Source organism: Pseudomonas sp. Bout1, assembly GCF_034314165.1.
Lineage (GTDB): Bacteria > Pseudomonadota > Gammaproteobacteria > Pseudomonadales > Pseudomonadaceae > Aquipseudomonas.
This window is the reverse complement of sequence record NZ_JAVIWK010000001.1, coordinates 6446757-6463642: the sequence shown is the minus strand read 5'-3', so window position 1 is coordinate 6463642 and position 16886 is coordinate 6446757. Positions and strand designations below refer to the sequence as shown.

The window sequence follows — 16886 nt, the reverse complement described above, 5'->3', positions numbered from 1 at the left end:
GTGAGCGCGTTACGCAGAATCGCCACCATAAGGCCGATCACACGGCTATGGAGAACAGCATGTCCAACAGCTTCCTGAACCCGGTAACAACCCAGACCTGGGCCAATGGTCGGCACATCGTCCGTTGCGTCAAAGTCATCCAGGAAACCTGGGACGTGCGCACCTTCTGTTTCATGGCCGACCAGCCGATCCTGTTCTTTTTCAAGCCGGGGCAGTTCGTCACCCTGGAGCTGGAAATCGAAGGCCAGCCGATCATGCGCTCGTACACCATTTCCAGCTCGCCCTCGGTGCCTTACAGCTTCTCGGTGACCATCAAGCGCGTTCCGGGCGGCAAGGTGTCCAACTGGCTGCACGACACGCTGCACGAAGGCCAGGAGTTGGCTGTACACGGGCCGGTGGGGCTGTTCAACGCGATCGACTTCAGCCACCCGAAAGTCCTGTACTTGAGCGGTGGTGTCGGGATTACACCGGTCATGTCCATGGCCCGCTGGTATTACGACACCAATGCCAACGTCGACATGACGTTTATCCACAGCGCCCGCTCACCGAAAGACATCATCTACCACCGCGAGCTGGAGCACATGGCGTCGCGCATCGACAACTTCAGCCTGCACCTGATCTGCGAAAAGCACGGGCTGGGTGAGCCCTGGGCCGGCTATCGCGGGTACCTGAACCACAAGATGCTGGAACTGATGGTGCCGGATTTCCTGGAGCGCGAAGTTTTTTGCTGCGGCCCAACGCCCTATATGAGCGCGGTGAAACGCCTGCTGGAAGTCGCCGGCTTCGACATGAGCCGTTATCACGAGGAATCGTTCGGTGCGACGCCGCCGGAAGCCCGTGCCGACGCGGTGGAGCAAGCCGAGCAGGCGGCGGATGCACCAGAGATCGACCTGGCGGACCTGCACCAGGTGGAATTCATCGCCTCCGGCAAAAGCATCCGGGTGGCGCCGGGCGAGACCGTACACGCAGCGGCGGCCAAGCTGGGCTTGTTGATTCCGAAGGCCTGCGGCATGGGGATTTGCGGGACGTGCAAGGTGATGAAATTGGGCGGGGAGGTCGAGATGGACCACAACGGCGGGATCACCGAGGAAGACGAAGCCGAGGGTTACATCCTGTCGTGCTGCAGCGTGCCGAAGGGGGATGTGCGGATCGAGTTTTGATCAGTGCCGCGTCGAAGGTCATGAGTCTTCGACGCGGGCCTTACGGGGTAACGGTTATTGCGTGTAGATATGCACGACGAAGTGCTGGCCTGAGGCTGTCAGTTCGTAGACTTTATCAGTGACCCGCAGTGTCCTCGCAGGCTCTTTGATGGTGTCGCCGACGTTGATAGCCTTCCTGAACTCATTCCAGTCGATGACGGTGGTGTTGATTGCGCCTTCGCCTTGCAGGTTAGTGCTATAGATTTGATTTTCCATGGTGTTGCCCTCTGCTGGATTTCCGTTTCCGGCCGATCATTCGGCAGGCGGTGAGTCCCGAAAGGTGGCAGCGGTATCGGCCTTTTCCTTCCGGGTTCCAAGAGGCTAGTCCATGAAAATCGGTCGTGATGCTGTCAGAAATATCAAAAAACAGTCTCGGCATTCCGCCAGTATTCGATGGCCTAATTCCTACTTTATGCGCTCATCACTTCCCGTATATCCGCAGCCAATTCCCTTACGCGCTCTTCCTCGGTATCCCACGCACACATGAACCGCGCGCCGCCTTTGCCGATGAAGGTGTAGAACCGCCAGCCCTTGGCTGTCAGCGCGGCAATCGCCGGTTCCGACAGTTGCAGGAACACGCCGTTGGCCTGCACCGGGAACATCAACTCGACCCCAGGAATATCCGCCACCAAACGGCTGAGTAATTGCGCGCAGTGGTTGGCGTGGCGGGCGTGCTTGAGCCACGCGTCGTTTTCCAGCAGACCCACCCACGGGGCCGACAGGAAACGCATCTTCGACGCCAGTTGCCCGGCTTGCTTGCAGCGGTAATCGAAGTCTTCAGCCAGTTTGTGGTTGAAAAACAGGATCGCTTCACCCACCGCCATGCCGTTCTTGGTGCCACCAAAGCACAGCACGTCGACGCCGGCTTTCCAGGTCAGGTCGGCCGGCGAGCAGCCCAGGAATGCGCAGGCGTTGGAGAAGCGCGCGCCGTCCATGTGCAGGTTCAGCCCCAGCTCCTTGCAGGTGACGCTGATGGCGCGGATTTCTTGCGGGGTGTACACACTGCCCACTTCCGTGGCTTGGGTCAGGGTGACTACGCGGGGTTTTGGGTAGTGAATGTCCTGACGCTTGAGTGCGATCTCGCGGATCGACTCCGGGGTCAGCTTGCCGTTTTCGGTACGTGCGGTGAGCAGCTTGGAGCCGTTGGAGAAAAACTCCGGCGCGCCGCATTCGTCGGTTTCGACGTGGGCGGTTTCCGAGCAAATCACGCTATGGTAGCTCTGGCACAGTGAAGACAGGGCCAGGGAGTTGGCGGCGGTGCCGTTGAAGGCGAAGAACACCTCGCAGTCGGTTTCGAACAGTTTGCGGAAACCGTCGGCGGCGCGGTGGGTCCATTCATCATCGCCATAGGCGCGTTGATGGCCCTGGTTGGCGAGTTCCATGGCGGCCCAGGCTTCCGGGCAGATGCCGGAATAGTTGTCGCTGGCGAATTGTTGGCTCTTGTCAGTCATGGCCCAGTCCTGTGGTCGATGTTGGTGCGCACTTTACCCAAGATTGTCGGGCGGGCGCACGCACTGTTAATGCAAAGTCATTGGGGAATTATGCACGGTTCTGAACGCGTTCCTGTAAGCCGCGTCCGCGATGGCGCCCTGGACTTGCTCAAGTGGCTGGCGCTGCTGAGTATGGTGCTGGACCACCTGCGCTATGTCGGTTTGAGCCTGGACGGGCTCTACGTGCCGGGGCGCCTGGCATTCCCGTGGTTTTGCCTCGCGATTGCGGCGAATTTGCACCGCGCCGGACAGGCGCCTGCTCGTTGGCGGTATCTGGGTTGGTTGTTGCTGTTCAGTGTGATCAGTGAAGTGCCGTACCGCCTGTTCATCAACGACGCCGATACCCTGAACGTGTTGCCGACGCTGGCACTGGGCATGCTGGTTGCGCGAGGATGGCAGCAGAAGGCTACGGTTGATCGAGGATTGGCGCTGATCGCGGTGGGATTGGCTGCGGCGTTTTCGTCGCAGTTGATGTTCGGTGTATTCGGCGTATTGCTGCCGCTGGCAATGCTGCTGGTGTTTCGCCGGCCTTGGTATTTCAGTGTGCTGCCGGGTGTGGTGTGCCTGGCCGCCAATCAATGGCAGATTTTGCTGCAGAGCGGCACGCTGATCGCCTACCTGGGATTGGCGACATGCCTGATCGCGCCATTGGCCGGTTTGGTCTTGTTGCGACAGGGCAAACACCTGTCCCCGCCCGCCATGCGGCGCTGGGCGTATGCCCTCTATCCGCTGCATTTCCTGCTGCTGCTACTCCTTCGAAAGATCATCGTTTAACCCTTGTGGGAGCTGGCTTGCCTGCGATGCAGACGCCGCGGTGTACCCGTTGTACCGAGGGGATGCTATCGCAGGCAAGCCAGCTCCCACACAAGCCCGCTCCTACATTTGTTCTGTGTTGCTCCGGCCATGTCGTAAACGCACCTTTGCGTGGCGTCCGTAGGCATTTGGTCTATCTGCACCAGCCCTACCATCGCATCAAAGGGCACTGCCGCGTGCACGGGCCTCAACAAGACGAAATGCTGGGAGAGACGCGATGTTCAGCAAGCAAGACCAGATCCAGGGTTATGACGATGCACTGCTGGCGGCCATGAATGCCGAGGAGCAGCGCCAGGAAGATCATATCGAGCTGATCGCGTCAGAGAACTACACCAGCAAGCGCGTCATGGAAGCCCAGGGCAGCGGCCTCACCAACAAATACGCCGAAGGTTATCCGGGCAAGCGCTACTACGGTGGCTGCGAGCACGTGGACAAGGTTGAAGTGTTGGCCATCGAACGCGCCAAGCAGTTGTTCGGCGCCGATTACGCCAACGTGCAGCCGCACTCCGGTTCGTCCGCCAACAGCGCGGTGTACCTGGCGCTGTTGAACGCCGGCGACACGATCCTCGGCATGAGCCTGGCCCACGGCGGCCACCTGACCCACGGCGCCAAAGTGTCGTCCTCGGGCAAGCTGTACAACGCGGTGCAATACGGCATCGACACCGCCACCGGGCTGATCGACTACGACGAGGTCGAGCGCCTGGCCGTGGAACACCAGCCGAAGATGGTCGTGGCCGGTTTCTCCGCCTACTCCAAGACCCTGGATTTCCCGCGCTTTCGCCAGATCGCCGACAAGGTCGGTGCGCTGCTGTTCGTCGACATGGCCCACGTCGCCGGCCTGGTGGCCGCCGGTCTGTACCCGAACCCGCTGCCCTACGCCGATGTGGTCACCACCACCACCCACAAGACCCTGCGCGGTCCACGTGGCGGGTTGATCCTGGCCAAGTCCAACGAAGAAATTGAAAAGAAACTCAACTCTGCGGTGTTCCCGGGAGCCCAGGGCGGCCCGCTGATGCACGTGATCGCCGGCAAGGCGGTGTGCTTCAAGGAAGCCCAGGAGCCCGGCTTCAAGGTCTACCAGCAGCAAGTGATCGACAACGCCCAGGCCATGGCCGGCGTGTTTATCAAACGCGGCTACGATGTAGTGTCCGGCGGCACCGATAACCACTTGTTCCTGGTCAGCCTGATCCGTCAGGGCCTCACCGGTAAAGAAGCGGACGCCGCCCTCGGTCGCGCCCACATCACCGTCAACAAGAACGCCGTGCCGAATGACCCGCAGTCGCCGTTCGTGACCTCGGGCCTGCGTATCGGTACCCCGGCGGTGACCACACGTGGCTTTAAAGTGACCCAATGCCTGGAACTGGCCGGCTGGATCTGCGACATCCTCGACAACCTCGGCGACGCCGATGTGGAGGCCAACGTCGCCAAGCATGTGGCCGCCCTGTGCGCTGATTTCCCGGTTTATCGCTGAGCGCGGTTTTGGAGTAATGACTATGCAACGCTACTCAGGCTTCGGCCTCTTCAAGCACTCACTCAGCCACCACGAAAACTGGCAGAAAATGTGGCGCACGCCGACCCCTAAAAAGGTCTACGACGTGGTCATCGTCGGCGGCGGCGGGCATGGTCTGGCGACCGCTTACTATTTGGCCAAAGAGCACGGCATCACCAACGTGGCCGTGGTCGAGAAAGGCTGGCTGGGCGGCGGTAACACCGCGCGCAACACCACCATCGTGCGGTCCAACTACCTGTGGGACGAGTCGGCGCACCTGTACGAACACGCGATGAAGCTGTGGGAAGGGTTGTCCCAGGATTTGAACTACAACGTGATGTTCTCCCAGCGTGGCGTCTACAACCTGTGCCACACCCTGCAAGACATCCGTGATTCCGAGCGTCGCGTCAGCGCCAACCGCCTTAACGGTGTGGACGGCGAGCTGCTCAATGCCAAGCAAGTGGCCGACGAGATTCCGTACCTCGACTGCTCGAAAAATACCCGCTACCCGGTAATGGGCGCCACCGTGCAACGTCGCGGCGGCGTGGCCCGTCACGACGCCGTGGCCTGGGGCTTTGCCCGCGCGGCGGACGCATTGGGCGTGGACCTGATCCAGCAGACCGAAGTGATCGGTTTTCGCAAGGAAAACGGTGTGTGCATCGGCGTGGAAACCAACAAGGGTTTCATCGGCGCCAAGCGCGTCGGTGTGGTGACGGCGGGTAACTCCGGGCACATGGCGTCGCTGGCAGGCTTTCGCCTGCCGATCGAATCCCACCCGCTGCAAGCACTGGTGTCGGAGCCGATCAAGCCGATCATCGACAGCGTGATCATGTCCAACGCCGTGCACGGCTACATCAGCCAGTCCGACAAGGGCGACCTGGTGATCGGCGCCGGCATCGACGGCTACAACGGCTACGGCCAGCGCGGCTCGTACCCGGTGATCGAACACACCATCCAGGCCATCGTCGAGATGTTCCCGGTGCTGTCGCGCGTACGCATGAACCGCCAGTGGGGCGGCATCGTCGACACCACGCCGGATGCGTGCCCGATCATCTCCAAGACCCCGGTACCGAACATGTTCTTCAACTGCGGTTGGGGCACCGGTGGCTTCAAGGCCACCCCCGGCTCAGGCAACGTATTTGCTGCCAGCCTCGCCAAGGGTGAAATGCACCCGCTGGCCGCACCTTTCTCCATCGACCGTTTCCACAACGGTGCGCTGATCGACGAACACGGCGCTGCGGCCGTCGCCCACTAACAGGAGAAATTCTCTATGTTGCATATCTTCTGTCCTCACTGCTTTGAGCTGCGCTCCGAAGAGGAATTCCACGCCTCCGGCCAAGCGCACATCCCGCGCCCGCTGGACCCCAACACCTGCACCGACGAGCAGTGGGGCGACTACATGTTCTTTCGCGATAACCCGCGCGGCCTGCACCACGAACTGTGGATTCACGCGGCCGGTTGCCGCCAGTATTTCAACGCCACCCGCGACACCGTGACCTACGAAATTCTTGAAACCTACAAGATAGGCACCAAGCCGCAATTCACCGCCAAGGCTTCTGGAGAGAAGGTATGAGCCAGATCAATCGCCTGTCCAACGGTGGCCGGATCGACCGCAACAAAGTCCTGAGCTTCAGCTTCAACGGCCAGAGCTACAAAGGCTTTGAAGGCGATACCCTGGCCGCTGCATTGCTGGCCAACGGCGTCGACATCATCGGTCGCAGCTTCAAGTATTCGCGCCCACGCGGCATCTTTGCTGCCGGCGCCGAGGAGCCGAACGCGGTGCTGCAGATCGGCGCTACCGAAGCCACGCAAATCCCCAACGTGCGCGCTACGCAACAAGCGCTGTATCAAGGCTTGGTCGCCACCAGCACCAACGGCTGGCCGAGCGTGAACAACGACATGATGGGCATTCTCGGCAAGGTCGGCGGCAAGCTGATGCCGCCGGGCTTCTACTACAAAACCTTTATGTACCCGCAATCGTTCTGGATGACGTACGAGAAGTACATCCGCAAGGCAGCCGGTCTTGGCCGCTCGCCGACCGAGAACGACCCGGACACCTACGACTACATGAACCGTCACTGCGACGTGCTGATTGTGGGCGCCGGCCCTGCCGGTCTGTCGGCTGCCCTGGCCGCTGCCCGCAGTGGCGCACGGGTGATCATCGCGGACGAGCAGGAAGAGTTCGGCGGCTCCTTGCTGGACTCTCGCGAAAGCCTCGACGGCAAGCCGGCGGCCGAGTGGGTCGCCAGTGTGATCGCAGAACTCAAAGCCCTGCCCGACGTGGTGCTGCTGCCTCGCGCCACCGTCAACGGTTACCACGACCATAACTTCCTGACCATCCACGAGCGCCTCACCGATCACCTCGGTGACCGTGCGCCGATTGGCCAGGTGCGTCAGCGCATCCACCGTATTCGCGCCAAGCGCGTGGTGTTGGCCACCGGTGCGTGCGAGCGCCCGCTGGTGTACGGCAACAACGACGTGCCGGGCAACATGCTGGCAGGTGCGGTCTCCACTTATGTGCGTCGCTACGGCGTGGCACCGGGCAAGAAGCTGGTGCTGTCGACCAACAACGACCATGCCTACCGCGTGGCGCTGGACTGGTACGACGCGGGTCTTTCAGTGGTCGCTGTGGCCGATGCGCGCCACAACCCACGCGGCGCTCTGGTTGAAGAAGCTCGCGCCAAAGGCATCCGTATCCTCACCGGCAGCGCGGTGATCGAAGCCCGTGGCAGCAAGCACGTCACTGGCGCCCGCGTGGCTGCTATCGACGTCAACGCGCATAAAGTCACCAGCCCCGGCGAGTGGCTGGACTGCGACCTGGTCGCCAGCTCCGGCGGCTACAGCCCGGTGGTCCACCTGGCTTCGCACCTGGGCGGCAAGCCGACCTGGCGTGAAGACATCCTCGGTTTCGTGCCGGGCGAAGCACCGCAGAAACGCGTGTGCGTCGGTGGTATCAATGGGGTCTACGGCCTGGGCGATTCCCTGGCCGATGGTTTTGAAGGTGGCGTGCGCGCTGCCAGCGAAGCCGGGTTTGCGCCGGTGGAAGGCACGCTTCCGAAATCCTTGAGCCGTCTGGAAGAGCCGACCCTGGCGTTGTTCCAGGTGCCTCACGAAAAAGCTACCGCACGGGCGCCGAAGCAATTTGTCGACCTGCAAAACGACGTCACCGCGGCCGCCATCGAACTCGCCACCCGCGAAGGTTTCGAGTCGGTGGAGCACGTCAAACGCTACACCGCACTGGGTTTTGGTACCGACCAGGGCAAGCTCGGCAACGTCAACGGCCTGGCCATCGCGGCCCGCTCGCTGAACGTGACCATCGCGCAGATGGGCACCACCATGTTCCGTCCCAACTACACGCCGGTGACCTTCGGCGCGGTAGCAGGCCGCCACTGTGGGCACATCTTCGAGCCGGTGCGCTACACCGCGCTACAAGCCTGGCACGTGAAAAACGGCGCCGAGTTTGAAGACGTCGGCCAGTGGAAACGCCCCTGGTATTTCCCGCGCAACGGTGAAGACCTGCACGCCGCCGTGAAACGCGAATGCCTGGCCGTGCGCGACAGTGTCGGCCTGCTGGATGCGTCGACCCTCGGCAAGATCGACATTCAAGGCCCGGATGCCCGCGAGTTCCTCAACCGCATCTACAGCAACGCCTGGACCAAGCTCGACGTGGGCAAGGCCCGCTACGGCCTGATGTGCAAGGAAGACGGGATGGTCTTCGACGACGGCGTCACGGCCTGCCTCGCCGATAACCACTTCCTGATGACCACCACCACCGGCGGCGCAGCGCGCGTACTCCAGTGGCTGGAAATCTATCAGCAGACCGAATGGCCAGACCTCAAGGTGTACTTCACCTCGGTCACCGACCACTGGGCAACCATGACCTTGTCCGGCCCCAACAGCCGCAAGCTGTTGAGCGAAGTCACCGACATCGACCTGGACAAGGACGGCTTCCCGTTCATGACCTGGAAAGAAGGTTTGGTGGGCGGCGTGCCGGCGCGGGTGTTCCGGATTTCGTTTACCGGTGAGCTGTCGTACGAAGTCAACGTGCAGGCCGACTACGCCATGGGCGTGCTCGAAAAAATCGTCGAGGCCGGCAAGCAATACAACCTGACGCCGTACGGCACCGAGACCATGCACGTGCTGCGGGCCGAGAAGGGTTTCATCATCGTCGGCCAGGACACCGACGGCTCGATGACCCCGGACGACCTGAACATGGGCTGGTGTGTAGGCCGTACCAAACCGTTCTCGTGGCTCGGCTGGCGCGGGATGAATCGCGAAGATTGCGTGCGTGAAGACCGCAAGCAGCTTGTCGGGCTCAAGCCGGTTGACCCGAATGTATGGCTGCCGGAAGGCGCGCAGTTGGTGTTCGACACCAAGCAGACGATCCCGATGAAGATGGTCGGCCACGTCACCTCAAGTTATGCCCATAACTCCCTTGGCTATTCGTTTGCGATGGGCGTGGTCAAGGGCGGCTTGAAGCGCATCGGCGAGCGGGTGTTTGCGCCGCTGGCGGATGGCAGCGTGATCGAGGCGCAGATTGTTTCTTCGGTGTTCTTTGACCCCAAAGGCGACCGGCAGAACATCTGACAGACCGAGTCGTCTGCATCGCAGGCAAGCCAGCTCCCACATTTGAAGGTGTTCGCAATTCAACAATGTGGGAGCCGGGCTTGCCCGCGATGAGGCCAGAACAGTCACCGCAAGACCTACAGAATTCAAACAGGTGCTTTATGACCGCAGCCAATGTTTACCAACAACGCCCCACCTCCGGCGCCAAGGCCGAGTCGTCGCTGCACCATGCCGACCTCGCCAGCCTGGTTGGCAAGGGCCGCAAGAACGCCGGCGTGACCGTGCGCGAAAAGAAACTGCTGGGCCATCTGACCATTCGTGGTGATGGTCATGACGCTGCCTTCGCCGCCGGCGTGCACAAGGCCTTGGGCATCGAATTGCCCGGCACCCTGGCCGTTATCGTCAAGGGTGAAAACAGCCTGCAATGGCTGGGCCCGGATGAGTGGTTGCTGGTAGTGCCGAGCGGTGAAGAATTCGCCGCCGAGAAAAGCCTGCGCGAGGCGCTGGGCGAGTTGCATATCCAGATCGTCAACGTCAGCGGCGGCCAGCAGATTCTCGAACTCAGCGGCCCGAACGTGCGCGATGTGCTGATGAAATCCACCAGCTATGACGTGCACCCCGACAGCTTTCCGGTCGGCAAGGCAATTGGCACGGTGTTCGCCAAGTCGCAACTGGTGATTCGCCATACCGCGCAAGACACCTGGGAGCTGGTGATTCGTCGCAGCTTTTCGGATTACTGGTGGCTGTGGTTGCAGGATGCAGCGGCTGAGTATGGCCTGGCCGTCGAAGCCTGATAGGACGCTCACCTTGTAGGAGCCCGGCTCGCCGGCGATGGCGTCGGTGAGATCACAGAGGGCGCGTTGCCTGAGTTGTTTGAGGAGTTACCCGTAATGAGCCGCGTACCCGACACATGGATTTTGACCGCCGACTGCCCCAGCGTGCTCGGCACGGTGGACGCGGTAACCCGCTATCTGTTCGAGCAGGGCTGCTACGTCACCGAACACCATTCCTTTGATGACCGGCTCTCGGGCCGCTTCTTCATCCGCGTGGAGTTTCGCCAGCCCGACGGCTTCGACGAACAAGCCTTCCGCGATGGCCTGGCCACCCGCGGCGAAGCCTTCGGCATGATCTTCGAACTGACCGCGCCGAACTACCGGCCCAAAGTGGTGATCATGGTCTCCAAGGCCGATCACTGCCTCAACGATTTGCTCTACCGCCAACGCATCGGCCAACTGTCGATGGACGTGGTGGCCGTGGTCTCCAACCACCCCGACCTCAAGCCCCTGGCCGACTGGCACCAGATTCCCTACTACCACTTCCCCCTGGACCCCAACGACAAACCGTCGCAGGAGCGGCAGGTGTGGCAGGTGGTCGAAGAGTCGGGTGCCGAACTGGTGATCCTTGCGCGCTACATGCAAGTGCTGTCGCCGGACCTGTGCCGCAAGCTCGATGGCAAAGCGATCAACATCCACCACTCCCTGCTGCCGGGTTTCAAGGGCGCCAAGCCGTATCACCAGGCGTACAACAAGGGCGTGAAACTGGTGGGCGCCACGGCGCATTACATCAACAACGATTTGGACGAAGGCCCGATCATCGCCCAGGGTGTGGAAGTGGTGGACCACAGTCACTACCCGGAGGATTTGATTGCCAAGGGGCGGGATATTGAAGGCCTGACCCTGGCCAGGGCCGTGGGGTATCACATTGAGCGGCGGGTGTTTTTGAACGCCAATCGCACGGTGGTGCTCTGACGGGCGCTATCGCAGGCAAGCCAGCTCCCACACTTGACTGTATTCACAAATCAAAATGTGGGAGCTGGCTTGCCTGCGATGAGGCCCCAACAAACAACGCAAAAACAGCATCTGTACCCGAGCACTTTAACGCGCTGCCTGCCTGGGCAACGCGGTTCCATAAAAACAACAGCGAGGTGAAAGCATGTCTGGTAATCGTGGTGTCGTGTATCTCGGCAACGGCAAGGTCGAAGTACAGAAAATCGACTATCCCAAAATGCAGGACCCCCGTGGCAGGAAGATTGAGCACGGCGTCATCCTGCGCGTGGTCTCCACCAACATCTGCGGCTCCGACCAACACATGGTGCGCGGCCGCACCACTGCCCAGACCGGCCTGGTTCTGGGGCATGAAATCACCGGCGAAGTGATCGAGAAGGGCAGCGACGTCGAGAACCTGAAAATCGGCGACCTGGTGTCTGTGCCGTTCAACGTGGCGTGTGGCCGTTGCCGCTCCTGCAAGGAAATGCACACCGGCGTGTGCCTGAGCGTCAACCCGGCCCGCCCAGGCGGTGCCTACGGTTATGTCGACATGGGCGACTGGACTGGTGGCCAGGCCGAATACGCGCTGGTGCCGTACGCCGACTTCAACCTGCTGAAACTGCCGGACCGCGACCGCGCCATGGAGAAAATCCGTGACCTGACGTGCCTTTCCGACATCCTGCCCACCGGTTACCACGGCGCCGTCACGGCCGGTGTTGGCCCTGGCAGCACTGTGTATGTGGCCGGTGCCGGCCCTGTCGGCCTGGCGGCTGCCGCCTCGGCTCGCCTGTTGGGCGCCGCGGTGGTGATCATCGGTGACGTGAACCCGATTCGCCTGGCCCACGCCAAGGCCCAGGGTTTTGAAATTGCCGACCTGTCGAAAGACACGCCGCTGCACGAGCAAATCGCCGCGCTGTTGGGCGAGCCGGAAGTGGATTGCGCGGTGGATGCGGTGGGCTTTGAAGCGCGCGGCCACGGGCATGACGGCGTCAAGCACGAAGCCCCGGCAACCGTACTCAACTCGTTGATGGGCGTGGTGCGGGTGGCCGGCAAAATCGGTATTCCGGGCCTGTACGTGACTGAAGATCCGGGTGCTGTGGATGCGGCCGCGAAAATGGGCAGCCTGAGCATTCGCTTTGGTTTGGGCTGGGCTAAATCCCACAGCTTCCACACCGGGCAAACGCCGGTGATGAAGTACAACCGCCAGTTGATGCAGGCGATCATGTGGGACCGGATCAAGATTGCCGACATTGTGGGCGTGGAAGTCATCAGTCTGGATGACGCGCCGCGCGGTTACGGCGAGTTCGATGCGGGCGTGCCGAAGAAGTTTGTGATCGATCCGCACAAGATGTTCAGCGCGGCTTAAATCGCGGGCAAATAAAAAGGCGACCAGGGGTCGCCTTTTTTGCGTCTGAGGCAGGGAGGGTCACTCAGCGAATCGCCAAAGCCCCCTGATACACCGTTGGCCCCGTCGGCTGCTTGCTCACCGAGCCGCCTTTGGGCTCCGAACTGACCATCAGTGTCACCGGCTTGCTGATGGATTCCTGCTGGCGCGGGTTGATGCCAATAATGCCTTTGCCGTCTTCCGGCAACAGGCCCAGTGACACCGGCGCACCGTCAGCCGGGACGGCCCACAGTTCCAGGCTTTGGCCCGGGGCCGGTGCGGTGGCGGCAATCGGCTGCACTTCGAGGTAATCCTTGTGAGTCACGATCTGCGTGGCCGGTTGCTGGGTGGTATTCACCAGCAGTGCGGCAGACTTGACGCTGTCCTGGGTGTAGAGCGCGCCTGCGACGCCTGCCACTACCACCAAACAGGCGCCGATGAACAGGCGTGGGCGGCTCCAGAATGAAGGCTTTTGCTCAATCACTTGGGGGTTGATCGCAGTCATTAGGCTCTTCCTGACATGTTTTGTAGTCTTTCATGGACCCAGGTAATGCCAATCGGTTCCTCACCTATCGCCTTGAACCCTGGATCAAATTGATGCCAATTGGCCCTGATACAGCACCGGCCCGGTGGGTTGCCCGGTCGGCGAGCCACCCTGAGGCTCAAGACTTACCGCCAGGGTCATCGGCGCCGTCAGCAACGCCTGCTGTTCCTTGCTCAACTGAATCCGGCCTTTACCCGACACCGGCACCAACCCCAGCGAGATCGGTTTGCCACCCGCCGGGATTGCCCACAATTCCAACGCGCGGGCCGGCTCCACGGCCGCCAGGGCCAGCGGCTCCACCTGCAGATGATCTGCATACGCCTGGATCTTCAACGCAGGCTGCTGATCAGCTGCCACCAGCGTGGCGTTGTATTCCACCCCAAGGTCGCGCTGGTACAACACACCCACCAACACCGCGATCACCACCCCGCACGCCGCTGCCAGCAACCGCAGGTTCATCCAGAACGGTCTCTTCGCCGGCATATGCAGCACTTGCGGCTCAATGCGCGCCTTGATCCCTTGCCACACATGATCCGGCACCGGCCGTTCAGGCAGCGGTCCGGTAAGGCTGGTGAGGGCATCCTGCCAGTGACCGAGTTCGATGCGCAGCGCTGCATCGTCCTGCAGCAGCGCTTCAAAGCGCCGCCGCGCAGTGGCGGGCATCAGCCCGATGGCGTAATCCGCCGCGAGGGCGCGGCGCAGGGACGTGGTCTGGTAGTTCATGATTCAAGGCACCTGCGCAAGCGCTCCATGCCGCGGCGAATCCAGGATTTGACCGAGCCCAGGGGCGCGGCCAGGTGGTCGGCCAATTCCGAGCATGACAAGCCCTGGAAGTAAGCCACGGTGATCGATTGGCGCTGCATGCCCTCAAGGCTGTCGAGGCAGCGGTTCAGGGCGTGGGCTTCGCGCTCGCTGTCGAGGCGTTCATGGGCACTGGGGCTTTCGTCGGCCATGGCCTCTTCCTGGCCTTCGCCCAAGGGTAGCTCGCGGTGTTTGCGCAACTGGTCGATGGCCAGGTTGCGCGTGATGTTGACCATCCAGGTCAGCGGCGCCGACAGGTGGGCCTCGTAGCGCGAGGCGTTGAACCAGATACGCACGAAGCTCTCCTGCAACACTTCCTCGGCCAGGTCCTGGCGGCCCATGAACCGCAAGGCGACACCGTGCAAACGCGGGGAAACGCTGCGGTAGAGCGTTTCGAACGCCTGGCGGTTACCCAGGGAACACTGGGCCAGCAATTGCCGTAGCTGATCGGCATCGTGAGTCGAAATGGGGCTTCTCCAGGCACTTGCAACAGGGCGATGGGACGGCGCACGGTAAAGAGGGCAGGCTGAGGTTAGTCCAGCTTGGGCATTCATTCCATCTACCTCCGTGCGGCTCGTGGTGGATATACGCAGCGCAGGAGAATCGGATGCAGTGGTTTTCTGAACTAATCTGTCAGGAGGGAACAATCCTTCGGCGTACCCAGTCAAAGCCCTGCTTTTAGCGCTTACTTTCAGAGGTTGTCTTGATGAAGATTTCACGCGGTTTTGCCCTGTCCTGCCTGTTGACCGTAGCGGCCAGCCCGGTGTTCGCAGCAGGTTTCAGCCTTGGCGACGTAGCCAACGCGGTGTCCGGTGCACAGGGTGGCGACAAGGCGGCAGCGGCTGCGCCCACGTCCCAGACGGCTGGTCTGCTGGGCGCCCTGACCTCGCAATTGAACGTGACCCCTGAGCAAGCCGTCGGCGGTACCGGCGCGATGCTGGGCCTGGCCAAGAATAAATTGGGCGGCGGTGATTACTCGCAACTGACCCAGAGCGTACCGGGCCTGGACAAGCTCTCCGGCAGCAACTCCCTGGGCAGCCTCGGCGCCCTGAGCGGCATGCTCGGTCAGAGCGGCGGCAGCAAGACCTCGGGCCTGGACAGCGTATTGGGTAACGTCAAGAACACCAGCGACCTGAACACCGCGTTCAGCGCGTTGGGCATGGACAGTGGGATGGTGGGCCAGTTTGCGCCGGTTATCCTCAAATACCTGGGCGGCCAGGGCGCCAGCGAATCGGTGCTGGGCAAACTGGCTTCGGCCTGGGGCACTGGCGGCTAAGGCTGCTGCGCGCGCAGTTGGGCGATGCGCGCATCCTTCTCCATCCAGAGCTGGTTGACCCAGTTCTGGACGGTCTGGCGAAACGCCGGATCGTTCTCGTAATCCCCCTGCCACAACGCCGGATCCAGCTCTCGGGTGCGGATATCAACGATCACCGTCGGCACTGCGCCGCTGATCAAGTCCCAGAAACCCGGAATATTCTCTTGTGGATAAACCACGGTGACGTCGAGCACCGCATCCAATTGTTCGCCCATTGCGGCCAACACGAACGCCACGCCGCCCGCCTTGGGCTTGAGCAGGCGCTCGAAGGGTGAACCCTGCTGCTTGCGCTTGGCCGGGCTAAACCGCGTACCTTCCAGGTAATTGACCACCGTGACCGGCTGGCGCTTGAACAGCTCGCAGGCCTCCTTGGTGATCTTGAGGTCCTGGCCCGCCAACTCCGGATGTTTGGCCAGGAATGCCTTGGTGTAGCGCTTCATGAACGGGTAATCCAGGGCCCACCAGGCCAGGCCCAGGAACGGCACCCAGATCAGTTCTTTTTTCAGGAAGAACTTGAAGAACGGGGTGCGGCGGTTGAGGGCCTGGATCAGCGCCGGAATGTCGACCCACGATTGATGATTGCTGATCACCAGGTAGGAAGTATCGCCGCGCAGGTCGTCGCCGCCGCGAATATCCCACTGGGTAGGGATGCACAGGGCAAAGATCAGCTTGTCGATCTCGGCCCAGGTTTCAGCGATCCACATGACGGCCCGGGAGGCGTAGTCGCGAAAGCGACCGGGGGCCACCAGCTTGAGCAAGGCAAACACCATCAACGGCCCGAACAGGACGAGGGTGTTGAGCAATAGCAGCAATGTGACGAAACAGCCGGTGAGCAGGCGGCGCATAAGTAACTCTTGAAATCATTTTGGCCCGCCATGATAAGCAGCTTGGTGCCGGGAGGCCAAATCGCAGATGTGATGATGAATGTTTCACTCAAGTCCCGTTATGCTTAGGCGCTCAACTAAGCAGCGGTTTTGCGGTCTAGAATTCGCCCACTTTTTTCAAGGAAACCTCCTACGTGAAATCCATCCTTGCCCTGCTAGCGCTGGTGGCCCTGCCTGTCATGGCTGCCGAGCCGACCCTTTATGGTCGCTATGAATACATCCAACTGCCGGAAATCGGCGAGACGTTCAAGGCCAAGATGGACACCGGCGCGCTGACCGCCTCGCTGTCGGCCCGGGACATCGAGACTTTCACCCGTGATGGTGACGACTGGGTACGCTTCCGCCTCGGCGGCAAAGACGCGACCAACAAGGTGTACGAGCACAAGGTTTCGCGCATCAGCAAAATCAAGAGCCGCGCCGATGAAGACGACGACAAGGACGAAGCCACCGTGGCCAAGCGCCCGGTGATCGACCTGGAAATGTGCCTGGGCAACGTCAAGCGTACCGTGGAGGTCAACCTCACCGACCGCAGCAGCTTCAACTACCCACTGCTGATCGGCGCCAAGGCCCTGCGTGAATTCGGCGCGGCGGTAAACCCGGCACGCCGTTACACTGCGGACAAACCGGACTGCTGA

At 61.5% G+C, this 16886-nt stretch carries 17 protein-coding genes; 11 read left to right on the top strand and 6 right to left on the bottom strand.

Annotated elements, in window-relative coordinates:
• Window positions 1–59: 59 nt before the first annotated feature.
• Window positions 60–1160, top strand: a complete 1101-nt coding sequence (gene gbcB, locus RGV33_RS29995) for a glycine-betaine demethylase subunit GbcB (protein ID WP_322148021.1) — start codon at window positions 60–62, stop codon at window positions 1158–1160.
• Between the two features lie 54 nt (window positions 1161–1214).
• On the opposite strand, the gene RGV33_RS29990 is transcribed toward gbcB, so the two are convergent.
• Window positions 1215–1415, bottom strand: coding sequence for a hypothetical protein (locus RGV33_RS29990; protein WP_322148020.1), 201 nt, complete (start codon window positions 1413–1415; stop codon window positions 1215–1217).
• A gap of 194 nt (window positions 1416–1609) precedes the next feature.
• The gene (locus tag RGV33_RS29985) at window positions 1610–2650 is read right to left on the bottom strand and encodes a low specificity L-threonine aldolase (RefSeq protein WP_322148019.1); all 1041 of its coding nucleotides are present in this window, start codon (window positions 2648–2650) and stop codon (window positions 1610–1612) included.
• Window positions 2651–2740: 90 nt separating this feature from the next.
• Between RGV33_RS29985 and RGV33_RS29980 the strand changes: the two genes are divergently transcribed.
• The 8 genes from RGV33_RS29980 to fdhA all read left to right on the top strand — a co-directional run bounded on the left by RGV33_RS29980 (window position 2741) and on the right by fdhA (window position 12689).
• Entirely contained in the window at window positions 2741–3463 is a 723-nt protein-coding gene (locus tag RGV33_RS29980; RefSeq protein ID WP_322148018.1) for a TraX family protein, read from the top strand.
• A 256-nt stretch (window positions 3464–3719) separates the two neighbouring features.
• Window positions 3720–4973 carry a serine hydroxymethyltransferase gene (glyA, locus tag RGV33_RS29975; protein ID WP_322148017.1) on the top strand — a complete coding sequence of 418 codons (1254 nt, stop codon included), beginning with the start codon at window positions 3720–3722 and terminating at the stop codon, window positions 4971–4973.
• A 22-nt stretch (window positions 4974–4995) separates the two neighbouring features.
• Window positions 4996–6246: a sarcosine oxidase subunit beta gene (locus tag RGV33_RS29970; protein WP_003209185.1), complete on the top strand. Its 1251-nt coding sequence runs from the start codon at window positions 4996–4998 to the stop codon at window positions 6244–6246.
• 15 nt (window positions 6247–6261) lie between these two features.
• A complete protein-coding gene (locus RGV33_RS29965; protein WP_322148015.1) occupies window positions 6262–6564 on the top strand; it encodes a sarcosine oxidase subunit delta in 303 nt (100 codons plus the stop codon).
• Window positions 6561–9578 (top strand): sarcosine oxidase subunit alpha, encoded by a 3018-nt coding sequence (locus RGV33_RS29960; protein ID WP_322148014.1) that lies wholly within the window; start codon window positions 6561–6563, stop codon window positions 9576–9578. Before RGV33_RS29965 ends, RGV33_RS29960 begins: the two co-directional genes overlap by 4 nt.
• A gap of 140 nt (window positions 9579–9718) precedes the next feature.
• Window positions 9719–10351 (top strand): sarcosine oxidase subunit gamma, encoded by a 633-nt coding sequence (locus tag RGV33_RS29955; protein ID WP_322148013.1) that lies wholly within the window; start codon window positions 9719–9721, stop codon window positions 10349–10351.
• A gap of 96 nt (window positions 10352–10447) precedes the next feature.
• On the top strand, window positions 10448–11305 hold the full coding sequence (gene purU / locus RGV33_RS29950; protein WP_322148012.1) for a formyltetrahydrofolate deformylase: 858 nt from the start codon (window positions 10448–10450) through the stop codon (window positions 11303–11305).
• Window positions 11306–11489: 184 nt separating this feature from the next.
• Window positions 11490–12689, top strand: a complete 1200-nt coding sequence (fdhA, locus tag RGV33_RS29945) for a formaldehyde dehydrogenase, glutathione-independent (RefSeq protein ID WP_177087101.1) — start codon at window positions 11490–11492, stop codon at window positions 12687–12689.
• 64 nt (window positions 12690–12753) lie between these two features.
• Here the strand turns inward: fdhA and RGV33_RS29940 are convergent, their stop codons facing one another.
• The 3 genes from RGV33_RS29940 to RGV33_RS29930 all read right to left on the bottom strand — a co-directional run bounded on the left by RGV33_RS29940 (window position 12754) and on the right by RGV33_RS29930 (window position 14606).
• Complete coding sequence (locus tag RGV33_RS29940; RefSeq protein ID WP_322148009.1) at window positions 12754–13212, bottom strand: anti-sigma factor domain-containing protein; 459 nt, start codon at window positions 13210–13212, stop codon at window positions 12754–12756.
• A gap of 84 nt (window positions 13213–13296) precedes the next feature.
• Complete coding sequence (locus RGV33_RS29935) at window positions 13297–13974, bottom strand: anti-sigma factor domain-containing protein (RefSeq protein ID WP_322148007.1); 678 nt, start codon at window positions 13972–13974, stop codon at window positions 13297–13299.
• Window positions 13971–14606: a sigma-70 family RNA polymerase sigma factor gene (locus RGV33_RS29930; protein ID WP_322148006.1), complete on the bottom strand. Its 636-nt coding sequence runs from the start codon at window positions 14604–14606 to the stop codon at window positions 13971–13973. Before RGV33_RS29930 ends, RGV33_RS29935 begins: the two co-directional genes overlap by 4 nt.
• Window positions 14607–14758: 152 nt before the next feature.
• On the opposite strand from RGV33_RS29930, the gene RGV33_RS29925 reads away from it, so the two are divergent.
• Window positions 14759–15328 (top strand): DUF2780 domain-containing protein, encoded by a 570-nt coding sequence (locus tag RGV33_RS29925; protein WP_322148005.1) that lies wholly within the window; start codon window positions 14759–14761, stop codon window positions 15326–15328.
• Here RGV33_RS29925 and RGV33_RS29920 read toward each other — a convergent pair.
• The gene (locus RGV33_RS29920) at window positions 15325–16212 is read right to left on the bottom strand and encodes an acyltransferase (protein ID WP_322148003.1); all 888 of its coding nucleotides are present in this window, start codon (window positions 16210–16212) and stop codon (window positions 15325–15327) included. The two genes, RGV33_RS29925 and RGV33_RS29920, sit on opposite strands and share 4 nt — an antisense overlap.
• Before the next feature lie 173 nt (window positions 16213–16385).
• On the opposite strand from RGV33_RS29920, the gene RGV33_RS29915 reads away from it, so the two are divergent.
• Window positions 16386–16886, top strand: a complete 501-nt coding sequence (locus RGV33_RS29915) for an ATP-dependent zinc protease (RefSeq protein ID WP_076017844.1) — start codon at window positions 16386–16388, stop codon at window positions 16884–16886.